Source organism: Granulicella aggregans, from assembly GCF_014203275.1.
GTDB lineage: Bacteria > Acidobacteriota > Terriglobia > Terriglobales > Acidobacteriaceae > Edaphobacter.
Genome location: NZ_JACHIP010000004.1, coordinates 507,049 through 533,688, shown reverse-complemented (window position 1 = coordinate 533,688; position 26,640 = coordinate 507,049). Strand labels below are relative to the sequence as shown.

Annotated in this window: 27 protein-coding genes and 1 rRNA gene; 13 read left to right on the top strand and 15 right to left on the bottom strand. The window is 58.8% G+C overall.

Annotated elements, in window-relative coordinates:
* Positions 1–137 precede the first annotated feature (137 nt).
* Positions 138–1,637, bottom strand: a 16S ribosomal RNA gene (locus tag HDF16_RS16045).
* A 983-nt stretch (positions 1,638–2,620) separates the two neighbouring features.
* Complete coding sequence (tyrS, locus tag HDF16_RS16040) at positions 2,621–3,904, bottom strand: tyrosine--tRNA ligase (RefSeq protein WP_184218429.1); 1,284 nt, start codon at positions 3,902–3,904, stop codon at positions 2,621–2,623.
* A 52-nt stretch (positions 3,905–3,956) separates the two neighbouring features.
* Here tyrS and HDF16_RS16035 point away from each other — a divergent pair, with 52 nt between their 5' ends.
* From HDF16_RS16035 to lpxA, 7 genes are all read left to right on the top strand, one after another.
* Positions 3,957–4,745, top strand: coding sequence for an SDR family NAD(P)-dependent oxidoreductase (locus HDF16_RS16035; RefSeq protein WP_246409162.1), 789 nt, complete (start codon positions 3,957–3,959; stop codon positions 4,743–4,745).
* Between the two features lie 21 nt (positions 4,746–4,766).
* Positions 4,767–5,183, top strand: coding sequence for a DUF2256 and DUF3253 domain-containing protein (locus tag HDF16_RS16030; RefSeq protein WP_184218423.1), 417 nt, complete (start codon positions 4,767–4,769; stop codon positions 5,181–5,183).
* Between the two features lie 512 nt (positions 5,184–5,695).
* The gene (locus HDF16_RS16025; RefSeq protein ID WP_184218421.1) at positions 5,696–6,175 is read left to right on the top strand and encodes an MmcQ/YjbR family DNA-binding protein; all 480 of its coding nucleotides are present in this window, start codon (positions 5,696–5,698) and stop codon (positions 6,173–6,175) included.
* A 94-nt stretch (positions 6,176–6,269) separates the two neighbouring features.
* Positions 6,270–7,076, top strand: a complete 807-nt coding sequence (locus HDF16_RS16020) for an SDR family NAD(P)-dependent oxidoreductase (protein ID WP_184218418.1) — start codon at positions 6,270–6,272, stop codon at positions 7,074–7,076.
* Positions 7,077–7,102: 26 nt separating this feature from the next.
* On the top strand, positions 7,103–7,969 hold the full coding sequence (locus HDF16_RS16015) for a hypothetical protein (protein ID WP_184218415.1): 867 nt from the start codon (positions 7,103–7,105) through the stop codon (positions 7,967–7,969).
* Between the two features lie 31 nt (positions 7,970–8,000).
* Positions 8,001–8,561 carry a 3-hydroxyacyl-ACP dehydratase FabZ gene (gene fabZ, locus HDF16_RS16010; protein WP_184218411.1) on the top strand — a complete coding sequence of 187 codons (561 nt, stop codon included), beginning with the start codon at positions 8,001–8,003 and terminating at the stop codon, positions 8,559–8,561.
* Positions 8,558–9,340 (top strand): acyl-ACP--UDP-N-acetylglucosamine O-acyltransferase, encoded by a 783-nt coding sequence (lpxA, locus tag HDF16_RS16005; RefSeq protein ID WP_184218409.1) that lies wholly within the window; start codon positions 8,558–8,560, stop codon positions 9,338–9,340. The genes fabZ and lpxA overlap by 4 nt, the downstream gene beginning before the upstream one ends.
* 79 nt (positions 9,341–9,419) lie before the next feature.
* On the opposite strand, the gene HDF16_RS16000 is transcribed toward lpxA, so the two are convergent.
* The 7 genes from HDF16_RS16000 to HDF16_RS15970 form a co-directional block, all read right to left on the bottom strand.
* Positions 9,420–10,232, bottom strand: a complete 813-nt coding sequence (locus HDF16_RS16000; protein ID WP_184218406.1) for an SDR family NAD(P)-dependent oxidoreductase — start codon at positions 10,230–10,232, stop codon at positions 9,420–9,422.
* Between the two features lie 115 nt (positions 10,233–10,347).
* Positions 10,348–10,935 (bottom strand): TetR/AcrR family transcriptional regulator, encoded by a 588-nt coding sequence (locus HDF16_RS15995; RefSeq protein ID WP_184218403.1) that lies wholly within the window; start codon positions 10,933–10,935, stop codon positions 10,348–10,350.
* 111 nt (positions 10,936–11,046) lie between these two features.
* Positions 11,047–12,726: a M28 family peptidase gene (locus HDF16_RS15990; protein WP_184218400.1), complete on the bottom strand. Its 1,680-nt coding sequence runs from the start codon at positions 12,724–12,726 to the stop codon at positions 11,047–11,049.
* A 67-nt stretch (positions 12,727–12,793) separates the two neighbouring features.
* Entirely contained in the window at positions 12,794–14,041 is a 1,248-nt protein-coding gene (locus HDF16_RS15985) for an A/G-specific adenine glycosylase (RefSeq protein WP_184218397.1), read from the bottom strand.
* Between the two features lie 91 nt (positions 14,042–14,132).
* Positions 14,133–14,795, bottom strand: coding sequence for a YdeI/OmpD-associated family protein (locus tag HDF16_RS15980; RefSeq protein WP_184218394.1), 663 nt, complete (start codon positions 14,793–14,795; stop codon positions 14,133–14,135).
* A gap of 39 nt (positions 14,796–14,834) precedes the next feature.
* Positions 14,835–16,619, bottom strand: a complete 1,785-nt coding sequence (locus HDF16_RS15975) for a L,D-transpeptidase family protein (RefSeq protein ID WP_184218391.1) — start codon at positions 16,617–16,619, stop codon at positions 14,835–14,837.
* 69 nt (positions 16,620–16,688) lie between these two features.
* The gene (locus tag HDF16_RS15970; protein ID WP_184218388.1) at positions 16,689–17,903 is read right to left on the bottom strand and encodes a hypothetical protein; all 1,215 of its coding nucleotides are present in this window, start codon (positions 17,901–17,903) and stop codon (positions 16,689–16,691) included.
* Between the two features lie 129 nt (positions 17,904–18,032).
* Here HDF16_RS15970 and HDF16_RS15965 point away from each other — a divergent pair, with 129 nt between their 5' ends.
* Entirely contained in the window at positions 18,033–18,470 is a 438-nt protein-coding gene (locus tag HDF16_RS15965; protein ID WP_184218386.1) for a DUF2251 domain-containing protein, read from the top strand.
* Positions 18,471–18,543: 73 nt separating this feature from the next.
* Here HDF16_RS15965 and HDF16_RS15960 read toward each other — a convergent pair whose 3' ends face one another.
* The gene (locus HDF16_RS15960; protein WP_348641335.1) at positions 18,544–19,068 is read right to left on the bottom strand and encodes a 5' nucleotidase, NT5C type; all 525 of its coding nucleotides are present in this window, start codon (positions 19,066–19,068) and stop codon (positions 18,544–18,546) included.
* Positions 19,069–19,105: 37 nt separating this feature from the next.
* Positions 19,106–19,885 (bottom strand): zinc ribbon domain-containing protein, encoded by a 780-nt coding sequence (locus HDF16_RS15955; protein WP_184218381.1) that lies wholly within the window; start codon positions 19,883–19,885, stop codon positions 19,106–19,108.
* Positions 19,886–19,997: 112 nt separating this feature from the next.
* Here HDF16_RS15955 and HDF16_RS15950 point away from each other — a divergent pair, with 112 nt between their 5' ends.
* Positions 19,998–20,651 (top strand): hypothetical protein, encoded by a 654-nt coding sequence (locus HDF16_RS15950; protein WP_184218378.1) that lies wholly within the window; start codon positions 19,998–20,000, stop codon positions 20,649–20,651.
* A gap of 12 nt (positions 20,652–20,663) precedes the next feature.
* Here HDF16_RS15950 and HDF16_RS15945 read toward each other — a convergent pair whose 3' ends face one another.
* From HDF16_RS15945 to HDF16_RS15930, 4 genes are read right to left on the bottom strand one after another with little or no spacing between them, the layout of a single operon-like run.
* Positions 20,664–21,248, bottom strand: a complete 585-nt coding sequence (locus HDF16_RS15945) for a hypothetical protein (protein ID WP_184218375.1) — start codon at positions 21,246–21,248, stop codon at positions 20,664–20,666.
* Positions 21,245–21,814, bottom strand: coding sequence for a DUF4252 domain-containing protein (locus tag HDF16_RS15940; RefSeq protein WP_184218373.1), 570 nt, complete (start codon positions 21,812–21,814; stop codon positions 21,245–21,247). The genes HDF16_RS15945 and HDF16_RS15940 overlap by 4 nt, the downstream gene beginning before the upstream one ends.
* Before the next feature lie 28 nt (positions 21,815–21,842).
* Entirely contained in the window at positions 21,843–22,217 is a 375-nt protein-coding gene (locus HDF16_RS15935; protein WP_184218370.1) for a hypothetical protein, read from the bottom strand.
* Positions 22,201–22,725 (bottom strand): RNA polymerase sigma factor, encoded by a 525-nt coding sequence (locus HDF16_RS15930; RefSeq protein WP_184218367.1) that lies wholly within the window; start codon positions 22,723–22,725, stop codon positions 22,201–22,203. The genes HDF16_RS15935 and HDF16_RS15930 overlap by 17 nt, the downstream gene beginning before the upstream one ends.
* Positions 22,726–22,856: 131 nt before the next feature.
* Between HDF16_RS15930 and HDF16_RS15925 the strand changes: the two genes are divergently transcribed.
* The 4 genes from HDF16_RS15925 to HDF16_RS15910 all read left to right on the top strand — a co-directional run bounded on the left by HDF16_RS15925 (position 22,857) and on the right by HDF16_RS15910 (position 26,629).
* Positions 22,857–23,426: an RNA polymerase sigma factor gene (locus HDF16_RS15925; RefSeq protein ID WP_184218364.1), complete on the top strand. Its 570-nt coding sequence runs from the start codon at positions 22,857–22,859 to the stop codon at positions 23,424–23,426.
* Entirely contained in the window at positions 23,423–24,040 is a 618-nt protein-coding gene (locus tag HDF16_RS15920; RefSeq protein WP_184218362.1) for a hypothetical protein, read from the top strand. Before HDF16_RS15925 ends, HDF16_RS15920 begins: the two co-directional genes overlap by 4 nt.
* 36 nt (positions 24,041–24,076) lie before the next feature.
* Positions 24,077–24,814: a hypothetical protein gene (locus tag HDF16_RS15915; RefSeq protein ID WP_184218359.1), complete on the top strand. Its 738-nt coding sequence runs from the start codon at positions 24,077–24,079 to the stop codon at positions 24,812–24,814.
* Positions 24,815–24,982: 168 nt separating this feature from the next.
* On the top strand, positions 24,983–26,629 hold the full coding sequence (locus tag HDF16_RS15910; protein ID WP_184218356.1) for a DHA2 family efflux MFS transporter permease subunit: 1,647 nt from the start codon (positions 24,983–24,985) through the stop codon (positions 26,627–26,629).
* Positions 26,630–26,640: the final 11 nt, after the last annotated feature.

Below are 26,640 nucleotides of genomic sequence, written 5' to 3'. Positions count from 1 at the left end.
AGTTCAGGCTCATTCATGCTTGCCGAAGCTCACATGAATGGTACTCGGCAACATCACTATCAAACTCGGATGGTCGTGAGACCAGAGCCGCTCGCGATACGCGAGGCGCTGAAGTGTGCCGAGACGTTCTCTCTTAGAAAGGAGGTGATCCAGCCGCAGGTTCTCCTACGGCTACCTTGTTACGACTTCACCCCAATCATGAATTACACCTTGGGCGGCTGCTCCCTTGCGGTTAGCGCACCGACTTCTAGTGCAACCCACTTTCGTGATGTGACGGGCGGTGTGTACAAGGCCCGGGAACGTATTCACCGTGGCATGCTGATCCACGATTACTAGCGATTCCAGCTTCATGGAGTCGAGTTGCAGACTCCAATCCGAACTGAGGCCGGCTTTTTCCGATTAGCTCACCCTCGCGGGGTTGCAGCGGTTTGTACCGGCCATTGTAGCACGTGTGTAGCCCTGGACATAAAGGCCATGAGGACTTGACGTCATCCCCACCTTCCTCCCCGTTATCCGAGGCGGTTTCGTCAGAGTGCTCAACTAAATGGTAGCAACTGAAGATAAGGGTTGCGCTCGTTGCGGGACTTAACCCAACATCTCACGACACGAGCTGACGACAGCCATGCAGCACCTATACACAAGTCCATTGCTGGACGCCGACGTTTCTGCCGGATTCTTGTGCATTTCGAGCCCAGGTAAGGTTCTTCGCGTTGCGTCGAATTAAACCACATGCTCCACCGCTTGTGCGGGCCCCCGTCAATTCCTTTGAGTTTCAGCCTTGCGACCGTACTCCCCAGGCGGATTGCTTATCGCGTTAGCTTCGGCACGGCAGGATTGGGTACCTGCCACACCAAGCAATCATCGTTTAGGGCTAGGACTACCAGGGTATCTAATCCTGTTTGCTCCCCTAGCTTTCGTGCATCAGCGTCAGTTATTGTCCAGTGAGCCGCTTTCGCCACAGGTGTTCCTTCCGATATCTACGCATTTCACCGCTACACCGGAAATTCCACTCACCTCTCCAATACTCAAGCCCGACAGTTTCGCCTGCAGACTATGGGTTGAGCCCATAGATTTCACAGATGACTTGTCAAACCGCCTACGCACCCTTTACGCCCAATAATTCCGAACAACGCTTGCCCCCCTCGTATTACCGCGGCTGCTGGCACGAAGTTAGCCGGGGCTTCTTCTATGGGTACCGTCATTATCGTCCCCATCGAAAGGAGTTTACGTACCAAGATACTTCATCCTCCACGCGGCGTTGCTGCGTCAGGGTTTCCCCCATTGCGCAAAATTCCCCACTGCTGCCTCCCGTAGGAGTCTGGACCGTGTTTCAGTTCCAGTGTGTCCGTGCGCCCTCTCAGGCCGGATACCGATCATCGCCTTGGTGGGCCATTACCCCGCCAACTAGCTAATCGGCCGCGACCTCCTCCCCAAGCGCATTGCTGCTTTGACTCGTAAGTGTTATGCGGTATTAGCTAAGATTTCTCTCAGTTATTCCCCACTCGAGGGTAGATTAGTCACGTGTTACTCACCCGTGCGCCACTTTACTCAAGACCGAAGTCCCTTTCTCGTGCGACTTGCATGTGTTAGGCACGCCGCCAGCGTTGATTCTGAGCCAGGATCAAACTCTCGTTTAATCTTGGTTTGCTTGCCAACCATCGACAGGGGTCGGGTTGGATCAAGCCTCCCCGGAGCTCGAAAACTCCCGGAGAGTGTAAAACTAGTGAGAATGACTAAACCAAATTTCGTATCATCTCACGACTGGCACGTTCAACTATGTTGTCAAAGATCCGAACTGATTCCGCCTAAGCGGGCAGCTTTGGATCAAGGAACAACCGGGCATAGCCACGGGTGTGTCCTCGAACTTGATGCGCTGTATGTTGACTGGGGGTGCTTGCTGTAACCTTTCGGCTACTTACTCTACTCGGCGCTTATTCAACCTATTCGAGTGTTGCTCAGCATCGTTCCGTCTTGCGCGAACTTTCTAAGATTACTAAGTTTCATCTCGTTTGTCAACCTTTCGTTTCGCTTTTCACTCTCATCCGCCTATGCGGGTAGCAGAGATCGAAGCTACTTATTCAGTCGACAATCGTTCGGCACAGCACAAAATCTCAAAATATCGTAACGACTCTCGAAAGAGGCGCGGAGCACTTAGCTCCAAATTGCTAACGAAAGCCAAAAGGCAATCGCTCAGTTCACTTGCAGTAGCTTGGGCTTGGATTGGGTCGGTCTGGCTTAGCCTAGACTCATAACCACGATCAAACGCTTGGACTGCGCTCCGTCTTCCCCATTACAATCCGCTCTGTACTGCAAGAGCTGGGTGCGAAGCTGCTGTTTGGTACTCACTGAATGTATCAAGCTTCGCAATGTTTTGCAAGTCTCAATCTTCGGCCATCGCTCATTTCCAAACCTGCTCTTTACTTCGTTGCAGTGTGTCTGGCTGTTTGCGACTTCCTGAGATTAGCAGTGGGGCCGGGGTCGCGCAACCCCTAAGTGTTGAAAAGCTGTGCAGGAATTGCCGATAAAGAAGGAATCGTCAATGAATACAGGGTGAATGCGGCCTTCATTTTTCTTACTGGAATTTCGGCCTGCGCCTCGATTGCACCAGAAAGAGGGCAGCCTACGCCCTCTCCCAGGCAACGCGAATCTCTTTCTTCCCTACGCGGATGACGGGCGAGTCCCCAAGTACCCCCATAGCCTCCGCCTGGGCAGTCGTCTTTACTCCATTCAGGCTCACCGCATTCTCCGCCAGCTTCCGCGTACCTTCGCCCGCCGATGCGACAAGTCCGGCTAATTGCAGCAGCTTTGCCAGCTTCACCATCTTCGGGGCATCGGCACCAGCAGATAGATCATGCCGAAAGAGCTCTGGGGTCACGGCGATACGCACCACAAGCGCGTCTTCCGATGACTCCCTCCGCTGGAACTGCCTCGCCCAGTGCTCCGCCGCACCCTCTGCCGCCTCAACTGAGTGAAAATCCCCAGTAATCGTCCGTGCAAGGTCCTTCTTCGCCTGCATGGGATGCAGCGTCCCCGCAGTGACGGAGGCCCACATGGCATCAATCTCCGACTGCCGCAGATCCGTCAGCAGCGTCCAGTAGCGCCACATCAGCTCGTCCGAGATCGACATCAGCTTGCCGTACATCTCGTTCGGCACCTCATGGATGCCGATCGCGTTCCCCAGCGACTTCGACATCTTCTGCACGCCGTCCAGCCCCTCGAGAATCGGCACCATCAGGATGCTCTGCTGCCGCTGGCCAAAGTGCTTCTGCAAGTCGCGGCCCCGCATCAGGTTGAATTTCTGGTCGGTCCCGCCCAGCTCCACATCACATTCGAGCGCGACTGAGTCGTAGCCCTGGGCGACGGGGTACAGCATCTCGTGCATCGAGATCGGCTGCTCCGCCTGGAAACGCTTATGAAAGTCCTCGCGCTCGAGCATCTGCGAGACCGTGAACTGCGCCATCAGCTTGACCATGTCGTAGTAGCCAAGCTTGTCCAGCCACTCGGAGTTGTAACGGACCTCCGTCTTCACCGGGTCGAGGATCTTGAAGACCTGCTCCTTGTACGTCTCGGCGTTGGCGGCGATCTGCTCTGGCGTCAACGGCTTGCGCGTCACGTTGCGCCCGGTCGGGTCGCCGATCAGCGCGGTCGAATCGCCGATCAAAAAGATCACCGTATGCCCAAGCTGCTGGAAGTGCCGCAGCTTACGGATCAGCACCGTATGCCCGAGGTGCAGGTCGGGCGCGGTGGGATCGAAGCCCGCCTTGATGCGCAGCGGCTTCCCGCTGACGATGGAGGCGGCAAGCCGCTCCTTCAACGCTTCGAGGGGAAGGATTTCGGCGGTGCCCTTGGTGATGAGATCGAGCTGGTCTTCTACGGACTGGAACGCTGGCTGTGTGCTTTGCATGGTCGGCTTCAAGTATAAAGATTCGCAAGGCATGTCGTGCCGAGGTGGCTCTTTGGAATCGCAGAATAAAGGCGCAGAACAGTTCGCAAAGTACCCCAGCCTTCAGGACCGTGTCGTCCTCATCACCGGCGGAGCCAGCGGTATCGGCGAAGTCCTCGTCGAAGCGTTCACGCTCCAGGGCGCGCAGGTCGTCTTCCTCGACATCAACGACGAGGCAGCTTCCGCACTGATCGACCGCCTAAGCCCGAACGCGGCACATGCTCCCGTGTACGTCCACTGCGACCTGACGGACTCTGCCCAACTAGCCGAAAAACTCGCTGCGATCATCACCCGGTTCACCACGATCGACGTCGTCATCAACAACGCCGGTGACGATACCCGCCATAAGACAGAGGACGTGACCCCAGAGTTCTGGGACCGCTGCACCGCCGTCAATCTGAAGCACCAGTTCTTCGTCTCGCAGGCCGTCATTCCAGGGATGAAGTGGCAGGGCCGGGGTGTCATCCTGAACATGAGCTCCATCTCGTGGATAATTCCGTCGACCGGCCTGCCCGTCTACGTCGCCAGCAAGGCGGCGATCGTTGGACTGACAAGAACTCTGGCCCACGAACTGGGCCCGCATGGCATCCGCGTAAACTGCATCCTTCCCGGAGCCATCGAGACCGCCCGCCAGCGCGAGAACTGGTACACCGAGGAGTACGTCAACGAGATCCTCGGACAGCAGGCGATCAAGCGCATGCTGCAACCGGAAGAGGTGGCGCGGCTAGCCCTCTTCCTGGCGGCCGATGACTCGAGCGGCATCACCAACCAGAGCTACATCGTCGATGGCGGCTGGGTCTAGGCGATCCGCATCGAAGCACTCATGCCCGACAAGAAACACAAGCCGGAGCGCATCACACCGCACAAGGACAAGATCTGCAAGCGCTGCGGCCGGGCGTTCTCATGGCGAAAAAAGTGGGAGCGCGACTGGGATGCGGTGAAGTACTGCAGCGACGCCTGTCGCGGCGAAAAGGCCGCAGAGACCGATGCCCTACTCGAAGCGGCAATTCTGGAGCTGCTGGCGGAGCGCGGGCGCGATAAGACGATCTGCCCGTCGGAAGCTGCAAAACTCGTAGGAGGCCAAGCCTCGCGGCATAACTGGGAGTCGCTGATGGAACCGGCCCGCGCCGCCGCTCGGCGCCTTGTAGCGGCGGGCAGGATTGTCATCACCCAAAAGGGCGTGGTCGTCGATCCCTCGACCGCCAGGGGGCCCATTCGTCTTCGTCTTTCGAATAAATAACTGTTCTCTGCGAGAACTTCCCAGAGCTTCCCGGCATCGAACCGCGCATGGCTCTGGATAAAACATCGGATTTGGATTCCCGGAAGAGTTCGTCCTGCGGCCTCGTGATTACGATCGCGATCATCATTCTCCTGGCAGTCGGCTATACGGTCTTTCGTACGCTCACAGTTCCAAGGCACGATATCAATCAGACAACACAGCCGACGAAATAGTGCGCCGGGCAGACAGCCGCGACTTCCGTGGGTGAGTCACAGATCAGCATGACAACTGCGAAGAAGTCGGCAAAAAAGTCTGGGACAGAGGAAAATCCCTGCTGGCCAGGATTTGAGCCGGTCCCGGGAAAGAAGCCTCGAACCAAAGGAAGCTGTAAACCCGAGCCAGGCACGCACTCCCCCTCGACCAAACGAGCCACGCAAAAGGCGGCAGCAGCCTCAAAGCTCGCAAAAGCGGGCAAGCCAAACCCAAAGAAGCAAGACCACCTTCGCCCCTAAGAGTGCGGCTATACTCCCGGAATGGACGCCGACCAGGTACGCAAGTTCCTTCTCACCCTGCCTCACGTTGTCGAGACGATGCAGTGGGGCGACAATCTCGTCTATTGGGTTGGCGACAAGGCCGTGGGCGGGAAGATGTTCGTGCTCGTCAACCTCGACAACTTACTCTCCCACGGCGTGATGTCCTATTCAGCCGGCCCCGACCGCTACTCCGACCTGCTGGAGATCGAAGGCCTTTACCCCGCGCCCTACATGGCCCGCATCCACTGGGTCGCCGCCGAGCGCTGGGATGTCTTCCGTAACGCCGAGTGGCAGGACGAACTCCGCGCCGCCCACGCCATCACCTACGCCAAACATCCCGATGAGGTGAAGTCGACGCTCAATCTTCCCGTCGCCCAACTGAAGCGCCTGGTCGCGGAGAACACGGCGATCCGTGCAAAAAAGCAGAAGCCGAGAAGGCAGCGAAGGCCGCAAAGAAATCCGCGAAGAAGAGTGCCGTGAAGGCTGCCAAGAAGTCTGTCCGCAGAAGTAAAGCCTGATCTTTCATGGCACCGTGTAGCTTGCACGGCACCATTCAATTGGATAGCGTCAATCTATGAGCCATTCCTTACCCGGCGTTCCGCTCTCGCTAAATGGACGAGTCGCCTTGATCACCGGGGGCTCGCGCGGCATCGGCGCAGCCACAGTCCGCCTCTTCCGGCAAGCCGGGGCGAAGGTCATCTTCAGCTATCAATCCGCCAAATCGACGGCTGAGGCTCTGGCCGCTGAGTGCGGCGGCACCGAATACTGCGTCGCCATCCAGCAGGATCTCGCCAGCGCAGAAGATGGTCGCGCCCTCGTTGCTGCTGCCGTCGCTGCGTTTGGGAGACTCGATTGCCTCGTTGTCAATCACGGTATCTGGCCATCGCACAATGCGCCCATCGCGACCATGTCCACTGAGCAGTGGCGCAATACTCTCAGCGTCAATCTCGACAGCGCTTTCGGCCTGGTGCAGGCCGGCGTCGCCCAGATGCAGGCCCAACCGGTCTCTGAGGTAACCAGCGCCAGAGGCCACATCGTCCTCGTCGCCTCCACGGCTGCCCAGCGCGGCGAGGCCTTTCACGCCGACTATGCCGCAAGCAAGGGAGCGATGATCTCGCTCACCAAGAGCCTGTCGTCAGAACTCGCCGGCGAGGGCATCTACTGCAACTGCGTCGCCCCGGGATGGGTCGCCACCGAGATGTCGCAGGCTGCCCTGAACGACCCCGATACGTCCAAGAAGATACTGTCGACGATTCCTCTTGGCCGCGTCGGACACGTCGATGAGATCGCCGGGCCCATACTGTTTCTCTGCACCCCCTTCGCCGGGTTCTGCTCCGGAGAGATCTTCAACGTCAACGGCGGCGCGGTGCTTGTAGGCTGAGTGAGTCAATAAAGTTTGGAGTTGGAATGAAGGTTGTACCGAAGCTTGTCGTCCTCGCCCTGACCGCCGCGACCATTACAGCGATGCCGACGCGGCTTCAGGCCCAGGCGTCCGAGATCCCGAGCGCACAAACCGCCGCCCAGAATGGCAGCCAGACCAACGGGGTCGACCAGGATAAGCGCGGCCGCATTCTGCTCGACCAGATGGTCGCCGCCCTTGGAGGGGACGCTTGGCTGAACCGCCGGACAGCGGTCTTCCACGGAAACACCGCGGCCTTCTTTCGCGGACAGCCCAATCTCGGCTCGCCCCCATTCTGGGACTTCAAGCAGTTCGCCGACGCCACCCACCCCGAGGCGGACCGCATCGAGTACACCAAGAAGCGCGATATCGTGCAGATCTACACCGCCGGCAACGGCTATGAGATTACCTACAAGGGCAACAAGCCGCTCCCCGCCGACCAGGTGAAGGACTACTTCCTCCGGCAGAGGCATTCGCTCGAATCCATCATCAACGTCTGGCTCAAGCAGCCCGGTATCGTCGTCCTCTACGAGGGCGCGAGCCAGGTAGAGCGCCGCCAAGCCGAGAAGGTGACGCTCCTGGGCGCCGACAACGACGCAGTCACCGTCGAACTGGACGCATCCAGCCATCTCCCGCTGCGCCGCACCTTCGAGAGCCGAAACGTTCAGTTCAAGGATCACGACGAAGACGTGGAACAGTACGACGACTACCACCTCATCCAGGGCGTTATGACGCCGCTGACCATCAGCCGCTACAAAAACGGCGATCTTGCCAACCAGCGCTTCTATCTCGACGTGAAGTACAACGAGGCGATTGAGCCGACGATGTTCAACACCGACCTCCCGCTGAAGGCCAAGGGCAAAACGAAGAATTAGGAACGAAGAGCAATTTATACTGGTGGCTGCCATGAGCAACCCGACCGAGACAGAAACAGCAGCAACACCCTATAAAACGACGATGGACATCGGCGAGATCATGGCGATCCTGCCTCATCGTTACCCGTTCCTCCTGATCGATCGCGTCATCGAGATGGAGCGTAAGACGCGCATCGTCGCCATCAAAAACGTCACCGCGAACGAGCCCCACTTCACCGGCCACTTCCCCGACTACCCGCTGATGCCCGGCGTTCTGATCGTCGAGGCCATCGCCCAGGCCGGCGGCGCTCTCCTGCTCACCGAGATCCCGGACCGCGACTCGAAACTGATGGTCTTCACCGGCATCGAAGGCGCGAAGTTCCGCCGCCCCGTCGTTCCCGGCGACCAGCTTCGCATCGAAGTCACTGTACTCAACTGGCGCAAGACTGCCGTGAAGATGCTCGGCATCGCGACGGTCGAAGGCAAGGTAGCCTGCGAAGCGACCGTAACCTGCATGGTCGTCCCGCGTCCGGCGAAAGAGGCGGCAAAAGAAGTCGCGAAGCCTGCCGAAGTGGCCACCGTCGTCGCTCAGCCCGAGGTCACGCTCGCGTGAGCATCCATCCCACGGCGATCGTCGCTGAAGGCGCAGTCATCCCGGCAAGCTGCAAGATCGGCCCATTCTGCACGGTTGGCCCGAACGTCCTTCTAGGCGAAGAGTGCGAGCTTGTCTCGCACGTCGTCTTAGACGGGCATCTTACGGTAGGCAAAAAGAACCGCATCTTCTCGTTCGCCTGCATCGGTGTTGCGCCGCAGGATCTGAAGTACGCCGGTGAGCCGACGCGAGTTACGCTTGGCGACAACAACGACATCCGCGAGTACGTCACCATCAGCCGAGGCACTGTCGGCGGCGGCGGCCATACCACCGTCGGCTCCGGCTGCCTCATCATGGCCTACACCCACATCGGCCATGATTCGCATATCGGCGACGGCTGCATCCTAGCGAACTCGGCCACGCTTGCTGGCCACGTCATCGTGGAAGACTTTGCCGTCGTCGGTGCCCTCTGCCCGGTGCACCAGTTCTGCCGCATCGGCAAGTACGCCTATATCGGCGGTGGCACGACGATCACGCAGGACGTGCTGCCTTACTCGCTGACCTCGATCGAGCGCAACAATCACGCCTACGGCATCAACAAGGTCGGCCTCGAACGCAAAGGCTTTACCCCGGAACAGATCAAGACGCTGCGTTCAGCTTTCCGCCTGCTGACGGCTTCGAAGATGAACACCTCGCAGGCGCTCGAAGCCATGCGCGAAAGCCTCGCTGCCGGCGCGGATGAGCATGTGGGCTACCTTGCCGACTTCATCGCGGCCAGCGAGCGTGGCATCATCAAGTAGTTTCGGCCCGTCGGCCATCCATACATTAGCCGCGCTACACAACAGGGGTCTCGGCGTCTCCGCCAAGACCCCCTCTTAGTTACCCACGAACGCCATAACGAGCCGCTGAATGCTTGTGTGAGAGGTTGGGCGCGAGCGCCAAACGCGCAGCGTTGAACTTCTCCCAATCCGCGATTTCCGGCAGAGCCGGAATCGTCACAAGCTCGCCGTGATCGAAGGCGACCAGCGAAGCATCGACCATCTCCTCCGAGCTCATCACGATTTCGGACGGCAGATTCTGGTGGCCGCCGATACCCGCGCGGTTCCAGAACTCAGATGCCGTCGCGCCAGGCAACACAGCCTGAAGTTGAACGCCCTTGTCCCCAACCTCTTTGTGCAGCGACTGGGTAAGATTCAGGACGAAGGCCTTGGTTCCGCTGTAGACGCCATTCAACAGCTCCGGATTGAGAGCGACGATGGACGCGATATTGATGATCGCTCCACGCTTGCGCTCCAGCAAACCAGGCAGCACAGCGGAGGTGAGGCGCAGAAGAGCCGTGATATTCAGATCGATCATGTTCTCCATATCATCGACGTTCGAGTCGAGCAGCGTAGCCACGCCACCGAAACCTGCATTGTTCACCAAAGTCGTGATGGAGGTGTCCGTTCGGAGCCGTTCCTCGAGCTTGAGAAGCTCGGCCTTGTTGGTAAGGTCGGCGGGAAAAGCCTCTACCTTTTGGCCAGTCTTGGCGGCGAGGGAGGTTGCAAGTTCGCTCAGACGCTTGCCATTGCGAGCGACAAGGATCAGGTCATAGCCGCGTTGCGCCAGACGATCCGCATAGACGGCACCGATGCCCGTCGAGGCTCCGGTAATCAGCGCAGTGCCCTTGGAAGAAGTAGTGTGGTTCGACATAGTAGGTCTCCATGGATCGGGATTTGGTGAACCAATTGTCCGGTTCAGGGATAAGAGTAGACCGGTTGGTTCCTGGATTCATTAATCCGTTTATTCGCCATTCTTACCGGAAGAGCTAAGGCTTTAAAAGGACGCCAAAGATGAAGTGGAGGAAGTTCTTCAACGGTCGGCCGCTCTGCTCTGCCTTCATCCGCACCAGCGCGCCTTCGTAGCTGTTCAACACAAACTCCGCCAGCGCATCCGGCTTCACCGAGGGACTCAGGTCGCCTGCCTTCACTGCCTGCCGGAGGACCTCGGCTATCGCATCCTGCCAGGCCGTGTACGTGGATTGAAGTTGAACCTGCAGCTTTGGACTATGGTCTGCCACTTCGAGGCTCAGCCCTCCGATCAAGCAGCCGCTGATCTCCGCCTTATTTCCATAAACGGAGATAAGCTCGTCGAAGTACGCGCGGAGACGCTTGAGCGGAGCGATGGACGTGTCACCAAGAATGCGCTGGGCTCTCTGAATCTCCTGCTCTCCATACCTGGCCAGGAGCTCTCCCGCAAAGACTTCCTTACTGGGAAAGTAATGATAGAAAGATCCCTTTGGAACTTTTGCCAGATCGAGGACCTCCTTCACTCCGGTCGCGGTATACCCGGTGGAGCGAAGTTGCTTGAGCCCGACCTCGAGGAGGTGTTCACGAGTTGTGGCCGATGAAGACATAACCACTTATAATAGACTGGTCGTCTACAACCGTCCACCCCTGATTCCATCTCCGACGCACCCGAAGCCCATACACCGCGCCGAAGCCAACCATACATGGGCATCAAGGAGTTACCGCGTCGGAGTCGCAGTAAGACTGGTTTTCCTCGCCCCCTCAAACTCATCCCCCGCCTTCCACTGCACCGTCGACTTCGCGCTCAACGCCTCCCACCCCAGCTCCATCCCAAACTTCGCCAGCTTTGCATTACTGGTGAAGTCCATGTCCGGCGTGTAGTTGTCGGAGAAGTTGTGATAACGGTGGGCCACGTAGTCATCTTCCTTCGCGAGCCCCCATGCCGCATCGTGCCCGGCGAAGAGCGTACCTTCGCCCACCGAGAACGACGGCACACCGACGCGGGCGAAGCTGAAGTGGTCGCTGCGATAGTAGTGGCCCGCTTCGGGATGCGCATCCGGGACGATGGCGAGATGAAAGCGCTTTGCCGTTGCTTCGACCGTGGGGTAGAAGCTCGTTCGCTCCGAGCCCGCAACGTTCGTCTCTAAGGGATCGCCGAAGGGCTGGATGTCGTCGTAGTTCAGGTCGAGCGCGATCTGCCCGGCGGGGATCGGTGGATGCTGCCCGAGATACTCCGAGCCGAGCAGCCCCTGCTCCTCCGCCGTGACCGCGGCAAAGATGACCGAGTGCGGCGGCTTCAGGCTGGTCTCATTCAACTGGGCCCAAACCCGCGCCAGCTCGATCAGAATCCCGCAGCCGGTCGCGTTGTCGGCAGCGCCGTTGTAGATGTTGTCACCCGCCATGCCGGGAACAAAGCCCAAATGGTCGTAGTGCGCCGAGTACATCAGCGCTTGGTCCTTGCCCTTGCTCTCGCCCGGAAGAATACCGACAACATTCGCTGATTCGAAGGGCCGTACCGTGCTCTGGATATGCGCCTTCAGGTGCACTGGCAATTCAATCGCCTTGAAGCCGCGCTTGCCTGCAGTGGCAATCTCATCGTCCGTTGCAGGCATTCCAGCGGCGGCAAAGAGCTTGTCCGCAACGTCATGGTGAATCCAGGCGGCAGCCTCGACGACCGGCTTGGCATCGTCGGCCAAGAAGGTCTTCTCTCCGGCACCCGAGTTCTGCACCACGCTCCAGCCATAGCTCGCAAGGTCCGTGCGGTGAATAATCAGCGCGCCAATCGCGCCCTTACGCGCCGCCTGTTCGTACTTGTAGGTCCAGCGGCCGTAGTAGGTCAGCGCCTTACCGCCAAAGAACTTCGGGTCGTCCGACGGCGGGTCACCGACGATGATCAGCACTACCTTGCCCTTCACATCAATGCCCGCGTAGTCATCCCAGCCAAACTCCGGAGCAGTCACGCCGTGGCCGACGAAGACGATGGGGGCGTCGATGTCCGCAACTGCTTCGTGCCGCGGGTTGTTGACGACGTAGTCCGGCCCGAACTTCAGATCAATCGGAGAGCCACCCTTTGAAACAAGAGCCAAGGAGGATGAGTCGCGCTTGACCGTCATGCCGAAGAATTTCACTTGCTGGAAGTAGCTTCCGTTGTCGCCCGCAGGCTTCAGTCCGGCGAGCGCGAACTCAGTTGCGATGTACTTCGCCGCAAGCTCGCTGCCGCGAAGCCCTGGGCCACGGCCCTCAAGCAGGTCATCGGCGAGGAAGCGCACATGCGCACGAATCTTCTCGGCGTCAATCGTAGCTTCAGCTTTCGCGACCTCGGGTGGGACCTGCGCCTGGGTGTATCCAAAGATTGAAGCAGTCAGCGCAAGAAGAGCGGTTGCAGTGCGAAGGTTCATAGGGGATTCTCCTGAGTGTTCCATTCTGCCATCTCGCAGCCAAAGCAGGACGCCGGATGCCCGCTATCTAAAACGAATCATGGTCTTCATCCTCGTCGATGACCGGACTACCCTTGCTCGACTGCGAATGAAACCCCGCAACGTGCTTCTCTTCCGCGATAGGAGCGCGCAGAGGCCTAACCGGCATCACATCCAGCCGCTGCAGCACCTTGCGACAGAGGCCAGTCAGCGGCAACTGCAGGAGCGTAGCCGTTCGAATCCAGTGAAGATCAGCTTTCGCGATAGGAACAGCACGGCGCAGCGCCTTATCCGAAGGCCCCATCGGAGCGTAGATGCGTGCGTAGTAGTTCGTATTCGTAATCGCGTGCCGAATCCGCAACAGCGGCTCTCGGCTCGCCATCTCGTCGGCTTCTGCGTCCAATGGCAGCGGCGGCAGTTCGTACATCCCTGCCATCAGGCTTGCCTCTGCAGGCCGCTGCGCAAGCAACACCTCGGTCGCGACTCCGCGCTTGCGCACAGAGAGCAGAAAGGCGACCTCGCGGCTTCTCAGCTTCGCTCGCGGAAAAGTGCTGTGCTCTCCTTTCGTCATGCAAAGCGAGCGCACCGGACAGTGCAGGCAAAGCGGCGCGCGAGGCAGGCAGATCGTCGCGCCAAGCTCCATCATCGCCTGGTTATGATCGCCCGGAGGGTTGCGCTTGGGCCGCCCTACCGCAATCTGCTTCGTCTTTCGTCCTACTCCAGGCTTGGTCGCGGAACCTGCGTCGATCGCTCCTGGAACAAGCTCTTGGGCCGTCGATCGCAGAAAGGCCCGTCCGGCGGCGGTCCTGTCTTCAGAGCGTCCGGTCAGGCGAAGCAGCACACGCTCCACATTTCCGTCGACGACGGCAACGCTCTCTCCAAAGGCAATGCTGGCAATAGCCGCAGAGGTGTACTCGCCGATGCCAGGTAACGTGCGAAGCGCCACCGAATTTGTAGGCAGAACGCCGCCCAGCTCTTCCGTGATGAACTGTGCCGCCTTATGCAACATGCGCGCGCGCCGGTAGTAGCCCAGACCGCTCCACGCGGCGAGCACATCCTGTTCCGGCGCGAGAGCAAGAGCCAGCAAAGTGGGAAATTTGAGCAGGAACTCATGATAGTGCTCGATCACAGAGGCGACGCGCGTCTGTTGGAGCATGATCTCCGAGAGCCATATGCAATAGGGGTCGACCGCACCGCGCCACGGAAGTTTACGCGCATGCACCCGGTACCACTCCATCAGGTTCTGCTGAAACAAGGCTGGATCTACTTCAGGCCCCACTTCCGTACGTCGTCCCATTGACCTACAGTCTCATGCCCTCGGGCAGGTTGCCAAACTTCATACGATGAATCGTGGAACCAAGGCCAGTCTGTAGGACAAAGACAACACATCAGCAGTTTTCATACTTCCAGTTCAGCGATTTGCCTTCAGTAATCCATTGCACAGCAGTCTGAATCCGACGCTCTTTCGTCTCGGCGCGCTTCGCCTCGAGTATCCAATTGATGTACTCACGACGGCAACTCGGAGACAGCGCAGCAAATGCCTTCGTCGCTCCGTCGCTTTGCTTTATTGCGAGAGCGAACTCCGCTGGCGGCTCCACCTCTGGCTTCGGCTTGCGAGTCCTGGCGGGCTTCGGCGCGTCGGTCGCAGTCTCGGTGAAGGCAATCGCCTGCTTGATGTAGCCCAGCATTTCTTTGTTGGAAGGAAGATCAGCTACAGACGTGATGCGGCCAAACGCACCGCGCGATCCCTTCGCGCCGTCCTCGCCTTCGCGGCCATCCTGCTTCATGACCGCAGACATCTCCGCACCCCAGAAGCCGAAGCTGCAGTGCTGTTTAAACGCAGCCATGAAGCACAGCAGAGATCCGCGATGGAGAAAGAACGGCTGTCGCCACTTGATGGCCTCTTCAATCTCAGGCGACGCCCGATGAACCAGTCCTCGCAGATGCGTCAGGATGGGCTGAGCGAACTCCGGCGCATCGGCGATATAGGCGTCTAGCTTCCTCGACTCACCGCGCCCCGCAACGACCTCGGAAATGACCGGCGATTTCATCGCCACAGTCTACCGAAATCACAGCGTGTCCGGCAGAAATTACAGCGTGTCGCCGGGAACCGTCTTTGCTACCACTGGTTCCCGCTTCACCGGATAGGGCATTCCCTTGGCGAGCACCGCCTGCAACTGCGCGTCGTAGCCGTAGATGTCGTCGAAGAAGTGCGTGTCGCCGTCGTCCTCCACGAAGCCGGTGACATAAAAAATAACAATCGGAATCGGCGTCTTTAGGTTGACCTGGTGGTTGTCGGGGCCGCTGTTCATCGTCTCCGTCACCTTGTCGATATCCCAATCGTTGTTATCGCGATCCTTCTGCCCATCGAGCACCCATGCCGCCAGCTTCGCCGGTTCCTGCACGCGAACGCAGCCGTGGCTGAAGTCGCGCCGGGTGCGGTTGAAGAGTTCGGTCGCCGGGGTTGAATGCAGATAGACGTCGTACTGGTTGGGAAACATGAACTTCACCAACCCCAGCGAGTTCTTCGGCCCAGGCTTCTCACGCACCATCACGCCGCCCTGCGAGACCTGGTGCGCTGTGTAGTTGGTGAGGATGTCACCCTTGGTGTTCGTCACCTCGAAGTTCTTGGTGGCGAGATAGTCCTTATTTGTAACGATATGAGGAACAAGTTCCTTCTTCGCAATATCGACCGGGACGCTCCAGTAGGGCCGGAAGACGAGATACCTCATCATGTGCGCGAAGACCGGCGTCTGGTGTTCTCCTACGACCTTGCCGACAACGACCTTCATGGTGAACTCCGGCTGATGCTGCGCGTCATACGCATGCAGCACAAACTCCGGCAGGTTCACAATGATGCGCGCGTTCAGATACTGGTCCGGCAGCCAGCGCCAGCGCTCGAGCGAGTTCTGCAACTGCGTCACGCGGGCAGATAGCGGCACATTCAGCGACTTGACGGTCTGCGGAGTCAGCTTGCCATCCTCGGTGATGCCGTGACGATGCTGATAACGCTTCACCGAGTCGGAGATTGCCTTGTCGTAAATTGTCGTCGCTATCTCGTCCGAAGGAGCATCGCCCTCCAGCTTCAGGCGATCGAGCAAAGCTCCAGCCTCCGCAAACGATTCGCCCACGCTTACAGGCTTCGCTACTACAGTCAGCGGCGCGACGTTCGACTGCGTTTGCTGCTCTGCAAGATCGAGATAGTGCGCGAGCGCTGCCTCTGTCTTGCGGTACTGCTCCGAGTTCGGCTCAATCGAGGTGACCAGCTTCGGCACATCGTCCGCGTCGACAGCCTGGTCTGAGACGAACTCCGCAAGATCGTACTTCTTCGTATTCACGTCGATGTCGAAGTTGAAGTGCGTCGGATTCACGCGGCCGATGTGCAGATCGGAGACGTAGCGCATCACCGCAATCGTCATGGCCACATCGAACTGCGCGAAGTCGTCTTCGTTCTTCCCGGCAAGTTTCTGGATACGGCCGCCCCAGAGGGAGGCATCGTAGTCCTCCGGGTTCAACCCCTTCGCGGCGGCATCGCTAAAGGCCTGGATGAACGCGAGCGCCTGCTTCGTCGGCTTGCCGTCGCGCGTCCAGGCGACTTCATTGTTGCGGTCGTCGTAAAAGGTCGCTACAGCAGGCTGGTAGTCGGAGTAATTCGGCCAGCGCAGGATAGACAGCGTGGGCGACTTCGTCACCCCTTCGATGTTGTCTGCGTAGTCGGTCGTGTTCGGTGCGGAGACCGTCTTGCGATGGCGATGGCAGCCGTCTACAAAGAGCAGAGCCGCGAGAAGAGTTGCAGTCGCAAGGGTGCGAGGAGTTGGGCGGAGTCTTACTGTCCTGATCGAATGCATCTGGGGCTGGCCGCCTGGGATTTTCATGATGTGTGGAGTTTTCTTCGCCCGTGGACGGGCTTTTATCCAACTAGGATGCAGCTTAGCGCATTTCCGCTAGATAGTTCGCGACAAACTGGGCAACGTGTTGAGACAAAAGAGTACCTGGGTCAGAAGAATTACGATGGAAAGCGCGAGAAAGATCCTGCGCTGCTTCGTCTCGAGCGCGTCCGCGAAGACTCCACCAGCGAAGGTCAAGAGGAAAGGCAGCGCCCACAGCCACGGATAACTGACCTGCTGCGTCGTCTGCAGCGCAAAGACGGCGAGCACCATTAACAGTGGCGTCGTATTGCCGAAGTAGCGGCAGCGCTTTACGCCCAGATATAAGACGGCGGCGACGCCGGTGGCAACCGCAATCGGAGCGTTGATCAAATAGGCGAAGAAGCCCTTCACCGCCTCAAGCGAGAACCAGAAGCGCGCCCCACCGCCGGTGAAGACATAGCTGAACGGTGCCAGCCGGAACGCGAACGAGGCAAAGACGATCCCCAGAGCGCCGAGCGCGGAGAAGATCAGAATCTGCATGACATAGCTGCGTCGCCGTTCGGCCAGGTAGAAGAGAAATCCTGCGGCAGCTACAAACCCAACCATCGCCGCGAGCAGATGCGCGCTTGCCGTCAGCCCGAGCGCAAGGATGAATAGGCCAATCCTCGGCTTCCACTTCCTTCGCGGCCCTTGCAGCGCGTGCGCGACGCCGATGGCAGCATAGACCAGCCCGTACAGCCCCCACATCGCAAGGATCTCGTTATTCGGCGAGACCGCGTACCGGATCACCGTCGGGCAGAAGCAGTAGAGCCCGAGCGAGAGGAACGCGCCCTCATCGCCGAAGAGCCTACGGCAGACCCACCACAAGCCGCCGCCCAGCCAGATTGCGAAGAAGACAAACGGCAGGTGCATCAGAAACTTCACGCCGGTCAGGGAGATCTGGTGGCGCATCTCCCAGGTGGATCCGCCCAGCGAACCGCCGACGTACAACCGGTTCTCGGGCTTGCGCAGCTTGTCCGCGCCCACCAGCACCAGCCGCTGCACCGACAGCGGAAGTCCGGCGACGCGATAGGCCATGGTCCCATCGCCGTTCAGGTTGCCGCATGTAGTGAAGTATCCGGCCAGCGGTGAGGGCCGCTCCCACATCTCGCGCCCGCACAGCGCGTAGCGATAGTCAGCCGGCGACAACTGCTGACGGTCGATCACCCACAGGCATTCGCCAAGAAAGAAGAGCAGGAGGAGTGCGGCAATCTGTTGCGGTCGACCGATGTGGATCTTGGGAAGTTTCATTGTTATAAGAATCGCGTGTCAGGGAATCTAGTCTGAAAACCGGCGACCCCGCATTCGAGTGTATCTTGTGCCTCTCTTCAGAACTTCTGACGACGGCCCGTCGGATGTATCTTAAAGGGAAGAGGTGTTATGCAGTCGCTTTCCTTCACTCCCGGCCGGGCCTTCCTTTCCTCCAACTCGACCGCTGTTCCGTGGACCGCAGTCTTCGAAGATGAAGGTGTCGCTGGATACTTCTACGCCTGCGACCGCTCGCAGGAGACGCAGGAAAACAGCATCATGGACGCGATGCTAATCTACAACGTCGAAGCTCTCGCCAAGAGCGACGCCGAGCTGCAGCGCCCCGAGGCCACCCGCATCGCCAGCATCGAGTGGTCACGCGACGGGCAACAGGCAGTCCTCTACCTCGACGGCACCGCCCAGGCGCTCTTCGACTTCCAGCAGCGCTGCGGATACTGCCGCATGGACTTCCCTAACTTTATGGCGGAGAACGGCGATACCTGGCGGAAAAGTTCGCACGCGTGGAACGAGAACGCGCTGCAGCGGTTTGAATCGGCGTTGTACGTCTGAAGTGCAGGGAGGAGTGAAAAGGGATAAAGGAGAAGCCGACCAGAGCGCTTCTCCCTTTTCATTTTTCCCTGCCCTACAAAAACATCGCTTCCACTTCCCGCCAGTTCTTCACGCGCCGGAATCCCGTCACCGCGACATTGTGCGGCGAATCGAAGAGAATTCCCTCCCCGCTGAAGAGGCGAAGCTGCCGAGGATTGTCGTCGATCAGGTAGTCCGCGTGAATGATCGACTTGTTCCCGCAGAAGACGACGTGCGATGGCGGAATGAACGGAAAGTGGCGCTCCAGCCAGCGGTACTTCGGCATGAAGGAGGTTGGGAACTCCATGGCCGCCGTCGCGATAAACACCTCATATTTCCGCTGCAGCGCCTCGAGCACCCGCTGCGCGTCGGGCATTACATCGAGCACCTCGAAGAAGTCCTCCGACCGCAGGTACGCCTCTAATGCCGGGTGGTGGTCGAGCGAGACCACGTCCCACAGCCACTTGCCGTGCAGATCGTCCTTGGTGATCTTGGCATCGTGATCGCGGTTGTAGCGGAGAATGTGTTCGGCGACCGCGTCCGCTATCACCTCGTCCATATCGATCGCAATTCTCTTCAAACGACCCTCGCTCACACTGCCAAAGATACAGGAGTCCCTATAACGACCGGATAATCGACGCCGCGATGCTCTCGACCGGCACCGTCTTCCGCTGCGGAGCGTCCCGCGCCGGATCATAGTACAGCAGCCGACCGCAGCTCTCGCAGGTCATCATCTGATCATCGTTACTGCGGTCGCGAAGATCGTTCCAGCGCTGCGGGCGAACCATCATCTGGCAGACTGTGCATTTCTGGTTTAGCGCCTCGGAGACCGCAGTTCCTTTACCCTTTGCGATGCGATCATAGGTGGAAAGCGCTGCCTCGCTCACATCCGCGCGCACGGCGACGCGCTGCACCTCGACCGCCGCCAGTAGCGTCTTGTCCTTCGCAACCGTCTCGGTAGCCCGGGCGCTCTCGCGGTCTAAAGTCTTGACGGCGATCTCGACCGCCTCGTCCGCCAGCTTCTTTTGCCCGTCGAGCGCCTCGCTGCGCTCCATGCTCTCCAGCTCCGCGTCCTCAAAGCCGGAGATCTTGCTCTTCGCAAACGCGATCTCGTGCTCAAACGCATTTGCCTGCACGGTATTTGCGGCGTTATCCAGTTGCTTGGTGACCTTGGCGATCTTCGCCTGTTGGTCCTTGATATCGGACTCCTGGCCGCGGCGCAGCGCCTCTTCTTTGGCGATGAGGTCGACTACGACCGCACGCTGGCCCTTTACCGCCTCCAGCTTCGCCGTCAAGCTGGCGACGAGCTTGGGCAGCGCGACCATCTCGTCGCGCAGGCGCTTGCCTTCAATGTCGTGGGTCTGCAGAACTATCAGCTTCTCTAGGTCTGGATGCATTACGGCTCCGTGAATCTCTCACCCCCAGCATAAGCGCAATGGGGTTTCGAGCAAACACGTTGCCTTAATTAGCCGGGCAAGTGCCGAGCCAAGGTCTCGATGAGGTGTCAGGATGCGTAAAGTTATTGCCGAGTCCGTGCGGAAGCCGGAAACTGTTGTCATGGATCAACGCAGAGCGAAGACCGTTAGACAGTACGTCGTTTATCAGCTAAAGCTCATTGAATTGCTGCACCTTACGCTAATTAGCTTCCACATGACTGATCACAAGCTGGCACCCGAGAATGTCATGGGGCACGGAGCCGACCGCTTTGTCGAAACTCTACTAGGCTCGGTTGTCACCGCTTTCATGTCTCTGGTGGATCATCGAGATAGCACCAATATCCGCGACATCTGGAGGGAACTGTTTCCAAAGCACTCAAAAGCCATTGATAGGGTGTGGCAAGCTCGCATCGCTCCAGGCGAAGCTGTGATGAAACAATATCGTGATCGAGCTGGCGCACATGGAGACAAAGCCCCTAAATACTTTGCGGCAAAAATTTCCCTGTTTGGAAAGAGGGATGTCGTTCTAAACGCAATGAACACCTTCCTCCGCTTATCTGTGTTACTTCTCAAACGCCAACCAGAAGAAGTGCCCGAACTGAATTCTCAAGTAGAGAGCGTCTTACTCGACATTGAACTCACCTTCCCAAATGGAAGCTTCAATCGCACTTGGCTAAAGCAAATGCATCTTATTGAAGCTGGCAACTTCTCAAAAAGATATTCCTGACCTGAGACGTACCTACTCGCTTCCCGACGAGCCCACCGCACTCCTCTTCTTTTCATCCTTCGCGTCCTCCTCCTTCATCCACTTCGCCAGCTGCTCCGGGTTTAGGGTCATGCTGACCATGTCCAGCTCCCTGCTGGCCTCGCCGCCGTCGAGATCGACCACGATCATCCTTGTATGTTTGCCGTCCACAGCGCCCTGAATATAGATGAAGGAGTCGCCACCATCGGCCTCGTGCTGGCGAACCATGGGCGACCAGCGCCGGCTCAGCCTCTCCTTCACCAGATCACCCAGTCCCGCGCGGTCTGACTCGCCCCACTTTGGGACATCTTCGAACTCCACCACCTTCATCCCCTGAACCCCGCCCTTGGTCACCGAACGGGCGAAGAGGTTCGCCACCCACATCATCGGAACCGATCTCCCGTGGATCTGGTAGCGGTCCGCGATACTTCGTACCAGGCCATCGAAGTCCCGTCGCGCCAGCGCGTCCGAATCATGCGCCGATGCTCCGGCGTTGGGAACGAGCATCAGCACCACGGCAAAAGTGACGCCGGCAAGGATCATCAGGATGCCGTCAGAATACTCAGCGAGCTTTCTCATTTGCCGATTCCTTTCAGCTTGGGGTCGTCCTGCGGAACGCCGTACTTTGCGCCGATCTTGGTCAGCTCACGCATGGTCATGTGGCCCTTCAGATGGACGAAGGTCAGCGCCCTTGGCTCGGCTTCGATCACGATCAGCTCCGTCGTCTGGCCCTCGGTATCGATCTTCACGCACACGCTGGTGCTGGAGTGTTCGCTGCGCTCCTTCACCACGTAGGACCAGCCACCTGCGTCGAGACGCTTCTGGAACTCCGCGAGGTCGGCGAGGTTGTACTCGCCCGCCTTGGCGTACTCGTACTCGCGCACCACGATGAAGTCCATCTTTTTCGCGAGATCTTTCTGCTGCTTGTCCCCGTCGCCATCGCCATCGTTGTCCATGAACTTGCCGGCCATGGCGAGCATGTTCTTATCGAGGTTCACCTCGGTCGACGACTTCGCGCCCTTGGCAAACTTCTCCGTTCCGGCGAACAGGTCGTCCTGTACCTGCGGCTCCATCGCCCGCGCTCCTACGGTCAGCAGCAGAACCGCCGCCAGCCATGCCGCCTTGATTCGTCTTCGTCCGTTCATCGTCTCTCCCCTTAGCCATCTTGTCCGCTTAGCGCGAAGTCTTCGTTCCCGCCTGATCAATCCGCTGCTGCACCACAAACAGCGTGCGCCCCGTAACCTGCATCGCCAACGCGAACTGCTGTGCAGCCTCACGAGCCTTCGCCTGCTCCTGTGCCTGGAGTTGGCGCTGCCGATCCACCTGTTCGACATGATGAACGCCGAAGCCGAGCACGACCGCCACCAACAGCACCGCTGCAACCGCCATCCAGTGGCGCGCCTTTGTCACCGCAATCGGGAAGGACAACAAGCGCCCCTGCCTCGATGCCGGAACCCGCTGCATCACGCGATCCGCGAACCCTTCCGGCGCGTCGACCCGCCGCAGATCGCGCTTCAATCTTGCTTCGAAATCATCCAACTCGCTCACGCTTGAACTCCTTCAACATCACATCCGCCTTGCGCCGCAGCAGCCCAAGGCCGCGCTGCAGATTACTCTTCACCGTCGCCACCGGCTGGCCGAGCAAGGTCGCAATCTCGTCCGGCTCGAGGTCTTCCTGATATCGCAATACAACCGCTCCTCGCAAAACTTCCGGCAAAGTTGAGACCATCTGCTCCAGCCTCACCTCTGCGCCGCCAACGCGTTCGGCGATCGCAGCCTCGTAGCTCTCGTCCCACTGCTCCGCACTCCAGTCCGGCCTAACTGCCTTCCGACGTAGCCAATCTGTCGCGCGATTCGCTGTCACTCTTCGCAACCAGAACCGGACATGGTCCTCCGACTCCATCTTCTTCAACGCCGCATACAACTCGAGAAACGCATCCTGCGCGATCTCTTCCGCCGCTCCCCGGTCGCCCGCTATGCGCAGCGCGATCGAAAACACCATGGACTGGTGCTGCTCGACCAGACTGCGAAACTGGCTCTCGGCGATAATTCCCATGCGGCTTACCTACCTATACGCAAGCTATCGCACCTGTGAATGCAAAAACTTCAAGCGGAGAATGCAAAAGCTTCGAGCGGATGAGAATGTCGCCCGTCTGTCTCAATAGAGGGGCTCGGCAGAAGGGGCTTATGACGTCGTTTGAGGGATACAGCCTGGTGTTGCCGTCCGCGAAAGAAGCCGAGTCGCAGGAGATCAAGTGCGAGATCGACCTGCCGGCTCTCGTCGGGACGTACTCTACCCTGCTCTTCCGGGTTGCGCATTCCGTGCTCCGCAGCCGGAGCGACGCCGAAGATGTCGTCCAGGACGCGTTTGTCAGGGTGCTGGAAAATCGCAGCAAGCTGCCTGAAGTGCGCGAGATGCGGGTATGGCTGGTCCGAATCGCATGGAACCTCGCGCTCGACCGGCGAAGGCGAATCAGGCCCGACCAGATGGACGAGGTCTTCGCGCAGTCGCTGGTCGCAACCGGCACGCCCGCCGACCAGGCCTTGCACGAAGCGCAGCAGATGAACAATGCCCTGCGAGAGATCGAGAAACTGCCAGACGCCGAGCGCAATGTGCTCCTGCTCTCGGCGATTGAAGAGTTGGGCACGACAGAGATAGCCCTTGTGTTGAAGAAAAGTGAGTCAGCGGTCAGAGCTCTGCTATTCCGGGCAAGAACACGGTTGCGCGAGCGGTTAGCGAAAGGAGGCAAGCGATGACAAACGAGCAGATGAATCCAGATGCAGCGATCGACCATGTGCTGACAGGCCTTGCGGGCGTCGAAGCTCCGCATGAGATCGAGCAGAGAGTTTTGAAAGCAGTGCAGCGGCGCGCAGCAGAGCAACAAGGGCCGAGGTTTGCAGCGCTCTCGACATTGATTCATTGGCAGCCATGGGCGGTCGCCGCATGCGTGGTCGTACTGTCGTTCGCTGCGTCGGTAGCCGTGCGTAAACGGCATGAGCCCAGGCACGACGAGGCTGTCCTGAACCAGCACACATTGCCCAATGTTGCGGCCGTGCCGCCGAGTGAAGTAGCGAAAGCGCGGCAACGCCAACCAGCGTACTCAGCTTCGAGCTACAGGAAGAATACTGCGAAGCCGGAGGCCATTAGCGACGAAGAGGCGCTGGCGATCAGCGAGATGCTCGCTCCCAGCAAGCCGGCGCCTCCGCTGCCTCTGACCCACCAGGAGAAGCTGCTCGCAGAAGCTGTGCATCAGGCAGGCCCCACAGACTTGTCCAGCCTGCGATCCGAGATTAGGGACAGGCAGATGGAGTTGAGCAAAGCAGAGTTCCACGACTTCTTTGAACCGCCGCCCGCGAAAGACAACGAATAAAACCCGCGGATCCCGCAACCGAGAGGAACACGAACGATGAGAGCATCGACATTTACCGTGGCCGCGCTGGCCCTTTGTCTGACCGGAACCGCTGTACGCGCGCAGACCGAGGATGCGGCCGCAAAGCCAAATACTTACCCAACCCAGGTCTTCTATCTCAGCAACATCAGCAGTACGACAGAAGCCACCGAAGTGGTGACCCTAATTCGGAACATGCTCGACATGCACGACAAGATCTTTCTCGTGCAAGCTCAGAACGCGCTCTTTGTCCAGGGACCTCCTGACCAGCTTCTGCTTGCGAAGAAGCTCATCGACGATCTCGATCATCCGCGCCGTATCTACCGCCTCACTTACACCATCACCGAGATCGACGACGGCAAGCGTGTCGGCACTCAGCACTACTCCATGGTCTGCGTCTCCGGCCAGCGGACGACAATGAAGCAAGGCAGCAAAATCCCAGTGGCAACCGGCACCGTCTCGGAAAACGGTTCGCCCTCCACCCAGACGCAGTTTACGTACCTCGATATCGGCCTAAACTTCGATGCCACGCTCGACGAATCCGTCAATGGCGTTCGGCTCCGTTCCAAAGCTGAGCAATCCAGCCTCGGCACGGATAAGATCATCGCCGGCATTAATGAACCTGTTGTCCGCCAAGCCGTCCTTGAAGGCACCTCCATCCTCACCCCCGGCAAGCCACTTATCCTGGGTTCACTCGACATCCCCGACAGCAGCCGGCGGATGGATATCGAGGTTGTAATGGACGTCGTGAAGTAATCGTGAATACCACGCTTTCTTCTCAACCCACTGTTTACTAAGCCCACAATCAACGCGTGCTCGGAAAGACGACTTGTAATCGATTCCCGAGCACGGAGTTGATGAGCTTATATTGGGCCGCAATCACTGAATCCCTCCGCTTGCCCTGCGAATCCAATCCGCACAAGCATGGCAACAGCAACCGCTTCACTCTCAGAGCATCAAGCCGCCGAAGCTTTGGCCGACCGCAACTGGCGGCCTCGCGCGAATCCGTGGGCCATCGCGCTCACCGTGACGCTGGCAACGTTTATGGAGGTGCTCGACTCCTCCATCGCGAACGTTGCCCTGCCGCATATTGCGGGATCGCTTGGCGCGTCGCAGGACGAAGCGACGTGGGTGTTAACCAGCTATTTGGTCTCAAACGCCGTGATCCTTCCGGCCAGCGCGTACCTCACTACATTCATTGGGCGCAAGAAGTTTTACATGATCTGCGTGGTCCTCTTCGGCATCAGTTCGATGCTCTGCGGACTTGCGCCTTCGCTGCCGATCCTCATCTTTTGCCGCGTGCTGCAAGGCGCGGGCGGCGGTGGACTCGCACCGTCCGAGCAAGCGATTCTTGCCGACACCTTCACTCCCGCTCAACGTGGGCAGGCTTTCGCTCTCTATGGTTTGGCTGTCGTCTGCGCCCCGGCTATTGGACCGACGCTCGGCGGCTGGATCACCGATAACTACGACTGGCGCTGGATCTTCTTCATCAACGTTCCCATCGCGATCCTGTCGCTCTTCCTGACCAACCGCCTCGTCGAAGACCCACCGCACATCGCGAAAGAGGTCGCCGAATCGAAAAAGGGCGGCCTCAAGCTCGACCTCTTCGGATTCGGTCTCCTCGCCTCGGGCTTCGGCTCGCTCGAGTTCATCCTCGACAAGGGCCAGGAGGACGACTGGTTCGGCTCCAAGGTCATCGTCTTCTTCACTATTCTCTGCGTCACATCGCTGGTCACGCTGATCTTCTGGGAGCTGTATCAACTCAAGATCAAAAACCGCCCTATCCTCAATCTCACGCTCTTCAAGCGCAAGACCTTCGCGATTCCCTTCGTGCTGATGTTTGTCCTCGGCTTTTCTCTTTACGGAACTACCGTCCTGATTCCTCAGATGGTCCAGACGCTCTACGGCTACACGGCAGAACTCGCGGGCCTGGTGATCTCTCCCGGCGGCGTCTGCATCATGTTGATGATGCCGGTGGTTGGTTTTCTTGTGGGTCGAACCGATCCGCGTTATCTCATCTGCTGGGGCTTTTTCATCCTTTCGACATCCATGATCTGGATGCACGGCCTCACCCTTGATGCGAGCTTCAAACACATCATGTGGCTGCGGGTCTATCAGGCGTCGGGCCTGGCATTCCTCTTCATTCCCATCAATACGGTCACCTACACCGGCGTTCCGCGAGCGCAGAACAACGACGTCTCCGGCTTGACCAACCTGGCCCGAAACATCGGCGGCTCGGTGGGTACGGCGTTCGTGGCGACGATGCTCTCACGTGGATCGCAGCGCCACGAAGCTTTGATGGTTCGCAATCTCACCCCGGCCACGCACAACTTCGACGAACGCATCGGCAAGATGAAGGGCATCTTTGGCGGCCACAGCGGTGGCAACAACATGACCGGTGCTGGCACGCACACGGCTCAGGCATACATCTACAACCAGCTGCACCGACAGTCCGCGATGCTCGCCTACATGGACATCATCGCCATCTTTGCCGTCTTCTGCGCCTGCATGATTCCGCTGGTCATTGCCATCGGAAAGACAAAGTCTGCGGGCGACGCGCCGGTTCACTAACAAACCGCTCA

Coding starts and splice junctions, on each gene's coding strand:
- HDF16_RS16030 (WP_184218423.1), top strand. CDS start 4,767: ATGCCCGACAAGAAACACAAGCCGGAGCGCATCACACCGCACAAGGAC.
- HDF16_RS15945 (WP_184218375.1), bottom strand. CDS start 21,248: ATGAGAAAGCTCGCTGAGTATTCTGACGGCATCCTGATGATCCTTGCC.
- HDF16_RS15910 (WP_184218356.1), top strand. CDS start 24,983: ATGGCAACAGCAACCGCTTCACTCTCAGAGCATCAAGCCGCCGAAGCT.
- HDF16_RS15920 (WP_184218362.1), top strand. CDS start 23,423: ATGACAAACGAGCAGATGAATCCAGATGCAGCGATCGACCATGTGCTG.
- HDF16_RS16025 (WP_184218421.1), top strand. CDS start 5,696: ATGGACGCCGACCAGGTACGCAAGTTCCTTCTCACCCTGCCTCACGTT.
- tyrS (WP_184218429.1), bottom strand. CDS start 3,904: ATGCAAAGCACACAGCCAGCGTTCCAGTCCGTAGAAGACCAGCTCGAT.
- HDF16_RS15980 (WP_184218394.1), bottom strand. CDS start 14,795: ATGAAATCGCCGGTCATTTCCGAGGTCGTTGCGGGGCGCGGTGAGTCG.
- HDF16_RS15970 (WP_184218388.1), bottom strand. CDS start 17,903: ATGAAACTTCCCAAGATCCACATCGGTCGACCGCAACAGATTGCCGCA.
- HDF16_RS15915 (WP_184218359.1), top strand. CDS start 24,077: ATGAGAGCATCGACATTTACCGTGGCCGCGCTGGCCCTTTGTCTGACC.
- HDF16_RS16015 (WP_184218415.1), top strand. CDS start 7,103: ATGAAGGTTGTACCGAAGCTTGTCGTCCTCGCCCTGACCGCCGCGACC.
- HDF16_RS15965 (WP_184218386.1), top strand. CDS start 18,033: ATGCAGTCGCTTTCCTTCACTCCCGGCCGGGCCTTCCTTTCCTCCAAC.
- HDF16_RS15985 (WP_184218397.1), bottom strand. CDS start 14,041: ATGGGACGACGTACGGAAGTGGGGCCTGAAGTAGATCCAGCCTTGTTT.
- HDF16_RS15995 (WP_184218403.1), bottom strand. CDS start 10,935: ATGTCTTCATCGGCCACAACTCGTGAACACCTCCTCGAGGTCGGGCTC.
- HDF16_RS15930 (WP_184218367.1), bottom strand. CDS start 22,725: ATGGGAATTATCGCCGAGAGCCAGTTTCGCAGTCTGGTCGAGCAGCAC.
- HDF16_RS15925 (WP_184218364.1), top strand. CDS start 22,857: ATGACGTCGTTTGAGGGATACAGCCTGGTGTTGCCGTCCGCGAAAGAA.
- HDF16_RS15950 (WP_184218378.1), top strand. CDS start 19,998: ATGCGTAAAGTTATTGCCGAGTCCGTGCGGAAGCCGGAAACTGTTGTC.
- HDF16_RS15955 (WP_184218381.1), bottom strand. CDS start 19,885: ATGCATCCAGACCTAGAGAAGCTGATAGTTCTGCAGACCCACGACATT.
- fabZ (WP_184218411.1), top strand. CDS start 8,001: ATGAGCAACCCGACCGAGACAGAAACAGCAGCAACACCCTATAAAACG.
- HDF16_RS15940 (WP_184218373.1), bottom strand. CDS start 21,814: ATGAACGGACGAAGACGAATCAAGGCGGCATGGCTGGCGGCGGTTCTG.
- HDF16_RS16020 (WP_184218418.1), top strand. CDS start 6,270: ATGAGCCATTCCTTACCCGGCGTTCCGCTCTCGCTAAATGGACGAGTC.
- HDF16_RS15975 (WP_184218391.1), bottom strand. CDS start 16,619: ATGAAAATCCCAGGCGGCCAGCCCCAGATGCATTCGATCAGGACAGTA.
- HDF16_RS15990 (WP_184218400.1), bottom strand. CDS start 12,726: ATGAACCTTCGCACTGCAACCGCTCTTCTTGCGCTGACTGCTTCAATC.
- HDF16_RS16000 (WP_184218406.1), bottom strand. CDS start 10,232: ATGTCGAACCACACTACTTCTTCCAAGGGCACTGCGCTGATTACCGGA.